This window comes from Streptomyces sp. SID3343, assembly GCF_009865215.1.
Taxonomy (GTDB): domain Bacteria; phylum Actinomycetota; class Actinomycetes; order Streptomycetales; family Streptomycetaceae; genus Embleya.
Genome location: NZ_WWJX01001088.1, coordinates 1 through 5,335 on the forward strand (window position 1 = coordinate 1; position 5,335 = coordinate 5,335).

The window sequence follows — 5,335 nt, forward strand, 5'->3', positions numbered from 1 at the left end:
CGACCTCGGTGTTCTCCTCGACGTCGAGGAGAACACCGAGGTCGTCGGCTCAGGCAGGGACGACATGCCCAGACGATGAGCGAGACACGCCCACCCCGCCACTTCAAGGACGGCGACGTGCCTTTACGGAGCAAAGGTCGTTGGGCGGTCAACTCGTGAGGGAGTGTGAACGTCGGGCGCGGACAGATCCCACCGTCGATCCGCGGTTCTACAAGAGACTGCTCGAGTTATTCCAGGAGGGCGCGGCCGGCATCCGGAGCGTGGGCCACCAGGCGGTGGCCGATCTCGTCGCCGATGCCCGTGGCCACGGCCGCCAGCAGCAGACCGGACAAAGCGACGGCCAGTCGTCGGTGTCGCGACGCGGGACCGGTCGGGGTGGGCTCGGGTTCGGGGTCCGGGTGTTCGGGCGGGGTGCTCACGGTGTTCTCCGATGCTCGGTTTTGTCGGGTGTCGGCGACGAGCGTCGGACGGGTGGAGGGTGCTGCGGTAGCGGCAACGGCCGTTGCCGGCACATCGGCAACACGTTTGTGTATTGCGGCATCCCGGCCGCCTTGTCGTGGCGTTGAATCAGGGGGTGACGAAGAGTGCGACGCCCGCATGAGCGGGGACGAGAGCCGGGGCGTGCCGGGTCGGGACGCGGTCGAGCCGGACGCGGCGCGCTACGGGGCGGCGATACAGGCATGCTTCGCACGCGCCGGCGTCGCGCAACGCGAATTCGCGCGGAAGGCGTTCGTCGACGCGTCCGCGGTCACCCGCTACTTCAAGGGACAACGCGTCGCGCCCTGCGACTTCCTCGACAAACTCGCGGCCTTCCTCGCCGACCGCGGCACCCCGCTCACGCCCGAGGAACGCGAGAACCTCGAGCGCTTGCGCACCGCAGCCCTGGCCGGCAGCACCCGACAGGGCAATCAGATCCTGTACTGGAAGGAGGAGGCCGCCCGACTGGCCGCCACGAAGGAGGCCCTCACCGCGCGATGGCACGAGGAACACGAACGCGGCGTACTCGACCGCCAACGGGCGGCCGAGACCCTGGGCGCCTTCGAACTCGAACTCGCCGAACTCCGCGAACGCCTCGAACACACCGAGACCACCCGAGCCCAGGCCCAGACTCAACGCGACACCCTGCGCGGCCGGGTCCGCGAACAGGACCGACAACTCCACGCCTCCACCGCCATCATCCGCGAGCAGGACGGTGAACTCGCCGAACACCGCGCCACGATCGAGGAACTGCGCCGGGAGATGGGCGTCCTGCGCCACCAAGTCGACGTCCTCGGCGAGGAGGAGTGGCGGACCCCCTTCGCCCGAGAGCGTGTTGCGCAGGTGGCAACACAGGTCACGGCGGGTATCCGGGGGAGTTCGGTGCCCGGGTCTCGGCCGCTTCTCGGCGGGGAGGGCGGCGTCACGACCCTCCGGTACGGGTATGGGGTTTCGACCCGTCCGGCGGCCGAGGTGTCGCCCGACCTCTTCGCGGAGACGTGCCGGTGGGCGGAGGACGAGGGCCGCGGACGTCGGGCACGGATGGACCCCGCCGCCGATCCGCGGCTCTACAGGAGACTGCTCGCCTTGAGGATTCTGGCGTTGTGCCTCGGTGTGACGACCGCGGTCCTGCTCACACTCGCGGCGCGACTTCCCGGGGAGGTCTGGCCCGTCGCCTCGTGCTGCTCGCTGGGCGTGTGCGTCGTCACCGTGGTCGTGTGGTCGAGCGTGCGCATCCTCCCACATCCTGGAGCAGAGGCGAAGTGGTCTTGGCGGAACCCGGGCCGATCAGGAAATCCAGGATGAGAATCGACGATCACGAACTTGCGGATCTCGTCCGGCAGGCACGGAACACGCAACCCGATTAATCGAGATCCGGGACGACGGCGTCCAGCTTCGGACACGGGGGGCCTCTACGTCACCGTGCGGGGCCCGGTGGAGCCACGAGAACACATACACGACGCCCGTCCCCGATAGTAGTGATCAAGCCCCGCCGTGTGGAAGCTCCACCTTGCGAGCGCGCGGTGGCGGCTGGCGGACTGCGATCACCCCGCTCTATCAGTCAGTTGTCGAATCGAAATCCGCGAATTTGGAACCCAGATCGCAGTCAGAACCGCCTGCGGACCGACAGTTCACATTTTCGACCTCGCGCACCCTGACCTTCCGCAGGGCGGGAACGAATTGCGGGCGGTCGGCGGCCTGTCCCTCGGTGAGTGTGAAGGCCAGGGGACGGCAACGCTGATCGCACGCCAGGTGGATTTTGCAGGTCAACCCGCTGCGCGAGCGGCCCAACGCCGCCGCCTTCAGCCTCGCCCGGCGCCGACGCCGGACCCGACGCCGTTCGACCCGGGCGGGGTCGTCGTCCCGCCCGGCATGCTCCTTTTGCGCTTTCCGGGATCCCCCTTTGTCCGGTCGGCGGCCTCCTCCAAGGCCGCGAGGACCTCCTCGCCCACCCGCATGCCGGCCGCGTCCTGGTGGGCCCGGACGACCGTGGAATCCATCAGGGCCTCGAAGACACCCGCGTCACGCCACTGGGAGAAGCGCTCGTACACCGTCGACCAAGCCCCGAACTCCCGCGGCATCTCCCGCCACTGGCTGCCGGTGCGAAATCGCCAGACCACGCCCTCGAACTGCTCCCGCAACCGCTCCGGATACGGCCCGAACCTGCCTATCGACAGGAAAGGCTCGATCAACTCCCACTCGACATCGCTCAGTTCACGTCGCGCCACAGCAGTGTTCTACCAATTCACGAGCAGCTTCGATCACAACTCCGTACAGGCCCTAGCAGGGGCCGGGAGTCAGTACCCGACGTACAGGTCCCAGTCCCAGAGCGACTCCTGGCAGCTGTAGATCTTCCACATCTTGGCCTTCTGGCCGTCCCTCCCCACACGCTTGCACTCGCTGTGGGTCCAGTAGTCGTCGTAGAACACCATCTCGCCCATCGTGGCGGCCGCCGAACCGGCCTGGGTCGCAGAGGCCGAGGCTGCCTGTGCGGGGACGGCGAGCCCACCCACGAGGAGTGCGGATCCCAGCGTCACGCTGGTAAGGGAACTTGCGGATACGCATCGGTCTTCCTTTCGGTGAGGCGCTCCCGGAAGCTGGTAGCACGGGCACCGCACCACCGAGGCTCAAGGCCCTAGACACAGTCCGGCAACCCTTTGCGCTGTCCGGGACATGTCCCGGACAGGAACGTCGGACGAGTGTGGGACGGCCGCTTCCCGCTGTTCTCCCGCGCGCGGAGCCCCTCGCGACCGGTCGAGGTGCGGCGCCTGCGCCTGCTGCGCGACCCGGACGCGCCCGAGCTGGGCGAGGACGACGACGCCCCGGACTGACCTGGGCATCCTGGGCTACGCGAGTGTGTCGCCCTCGCCGAGATCCCACCTTGGGCGTGAATCCGGGAAGATGACGACGGCTTGCGGAGAGTGCGGGGCCTGGAAGTGCCGTGAGTGCTTTCCCGACGGCCCGCGTCCCTCCGACACCCTGTGCGCGAAGTGCAACCGGATGAAGTGCGCCGACTGCCATGCCTGCGGATGTACTCCCAAGTGCCTGAGTCGCGCCGGCCGCCCGCACCGGCCGCCGTACATCGTGCTCGGGCTGGAGGGCTCTGCTCTGGCGCTCGCGTGGGGCGCGAACGCCGACCCTGCGCTCGCCGAGCACACCGACAAGCTCGTCATCGTCCTACCGGTTCGCGGCTTCGCGAGAGGTGATCCGGTTCGTGCGACCGACCGCGCGGCCCACCGCGTTGCGCACCGCGAGGCCCGGCCGGGTGCGGGGCACCAAGAGCCTGGAGAGCAGACCCACGCGTCGCTGCCGCGGACCCACCTCACGGCGGAGTCGCGACTCGTAGGCGGCGAAGGCGCGGGCGTGATCACCGGGATGGGCGGCGAGTTCTTCGGCGAGGGCGTACGCGCCCGCCATCGCCATGCTGGACCCGTCGCCCAGCAGGGCTGTTGCCGCCGCCGCGTCGCCGAGCAGTACGACCCGTCCGCGGGACCACGAGGGCACCCGGATGGTGGTCAGGGGGTCGAAGAACGGAGCCGGGTGGTCGAGGAACGCCGCCACGAGTTCCGGTGCTCGCCACCGCACGTCGGCGTAGGCATCGGCCACAGCCTGCTTGTGAAGGGCGATGTTCTTGCGGTCGTGGGGCGCCGGCTGTGCGGCCCGGAAGGTGAAGATCGCGAGCGGAGTGGTCCGCGAGGGGTGGACGACCAGCATCCGGTTCGGCACAGTCAGCATCGTCATCTCGCTCGGGTCCTCGATGGCGTCGGGTTCCAGCGGCACGGTCGCGCCGTACAGGCCCAGGTCGCTCGCGAACTGCCGCTCGGGTCCGAATACCTGGCGCCGTACGGTGGAGTGCATCCCGTCGGCACCGACTACCAAGTCGAAGCGCCGTGGCGCGGACCGCCGGAAGGTGACATCGACCCCACCTGCGTCTTGGTCGAGAGCGGTGACCGTGTCGTCGAACAAGAACTCGGCCTCGGGCTGCGCCGATCGATGGAGCACCTCGGACAGGTCGGCTCGGGTCACCTCGACCGTCGGCGCATCGTCCGAGGTGAGCGGGAGTTGCAGGATTCGCCTGCCGCCGGGGTCGAGCAGGGTCAGTGACCGATTGCGGGTGGCGAGCCCGCGAAGCTGCGGGAGGATGCCCATGCGGTCGGCGACCGGAATCGCGGGCCCCTTGACGACGATCGCGCTACCACCGGAGCGCAACTTCCGGGCATGTTCGACGACCGTCGGCCGGTAGCCGTTCCGGGAGAGCCAGTACGCGAGCGCGGGGCCGGCGATTCCTGCACCGACTATCAGCACCTCGGGCTTCTTCATGACGATGACCTCTCGGAGTGTCGACGACCGGGTCCCCGGCGGGTGCCGGGGCCGGGTCTCAGGGCGCGGCGGCACGGGGCAGCGCAATCGGACCAAGGTACAAAGAATTTTGTACCTCAGTGCAGCACATCCTTCAGGTACAATTCAAGTTGTACCTGAAGGGAGTGTGCCGCGTGGCCGGGAAGAACCTGGTCGGCCCGGAGGCCGATGCGCTCGATCTGGGTGTGGTGTTTCGCGCCCTCGCCGACGAGAACCGTCGTTCGGTGTTGACGCAGTTGGCCGCCGACCGCAGCGATAACGAGCGAGGCTGCAACTCGTTCGATCTTCCGATCTCGAAGCAGAACCAGACCCACCACTTCCGCGTCCTGCGCGAGGCAGGTCTCATTGACGAGATCGACTACGGCAACCGCAAGGGCATCCGTCTACGACGCGCGGACATCGAGAAGAGATTCCCCGGACTGCTGGCCCTCCTGGGAGCAGAGCCTCCGGGCGATACCGCTCCTCGCCAGGAAGTGTCTTCAATCTGCTCGGGTTGAGG

The 5,335-nt window shown here is 68.3% G+C and carries 6 protein-coding genes and 1 pseudogene; 3 read left to right on the top strand and 4 right to left on the bottom strand.

The window, feature by feature from the left end; translation table 11 throughout:
• Positions 1 to 227: 227 nt before the first annotated feature.
• The gene (locus tag GT354_RS34175) at positions 228 to 419 is read right to left on the bottom strand and encodes a hypothetical protein (protein WP_161354341.1); all 192 of its coding nucleotides are present in this window, start codon (positions 417 to 419) and stop codon (positions 228 to 230) included.
• 178 nt (positions 420 to 597) lie between these two features.
• Between GT354_RS34175 and GT354_RS34180 the strand changes: the two genes are divergently transcribed.
• Entirely contained in the window at positions 598 to 1,782 is a 1,185-nt protein-coding gene (locus GT354_RS34180) for a helix-turn-helix transcriptional regulator (protein ID WP_161360251.1), read from the top strand.
• A 384-nt stretch (positions 1,783 to 2,166) separates the two neighbouring features.
• Here GT354_RS34180 and GT354_RS34185 read toward each other — a convergent pair.
• Positions 2,167 to 2,705, bottom strand: a pseudogene (locus tag GT354_RS34185) (IS5 family transposase); the annotation flags it as partial.
• Positions 2,706 to 2,774: 69 nt separating this feature from the next.
• Entirely contained in the window at positions 2,775 to 3,014 is a 240-nt protein-coding gene (locus tag GT354_RS34190) for a hypothetical protein (protein ID WP_161360253.1), read from the bottom strand.
• 162 nt (positions 3,015 to 3,176) lie between these two features.
• Between GT354_RS34190 and GT354_RS56005 the strand changes: the two genes are divergently transcribed.
• Positions 3,177 to 3,308, top strand: coding sequence for a hypothetical protein (locus GT354_RS56005; RefSeq protein ID WP_272923937.1), 132 nt, complete (start codon positions 3,177 to 3,179; stop codon positions 3,306 to 3,308).
• Between the two features lie 346 nt (positions 3,309 to 3,654).
• On the opposite strand, the gene GT354_RS34195 is transcribed toward GT354_RS56005, so the two are convergent.
• Entirely contained in the window at positions 3,655 to 4,797 is a 1,143-nt protein-coding gene (locus GT354_RS34195) for an FAD-dependent monooxygenase (RefSeq protein WP_161360254.1), read from the bottom strand.
• Between the two features lie 173 nt (positions 4,798 to 4,970).
• On the opposite strand from GT354_RS34195, the gene GT354_RS34200 reads away from it, so the two are divergent.
• Positions 4,971 to 5,333 (top strand): winged helix-turn-helix domain-containing protein, encoded by a 363-nt coding sequence (locus GT354_RS34200; protein ID WP_161360255.1) that lies wholly within the window; start codon positions 4,971 to 4,973, stop codon positions 5,331 to 5,333.
• Positions 5,334 to 5,335 lie beyond the last annotated feature (2 nt).

What these genes read in the sequence shown, in the direction of transcription:
- GT354_RS34195 (WP_161360254.1), bottom strand. Translation starts at nt 4,797, where the DNA reads ATGAAGAAGCCCGAGGTGCTGATAGTCGGTGCAGGAATCGCCGGCCCC.
- GT354_RS34180 (WP_161360251.1), top strand. Translation starts at nt 598, where the DNA reads ATGAGCGGGGACGAGAGCCGGGGCGTGCCGGGTCGGGACGCGGTCGAG.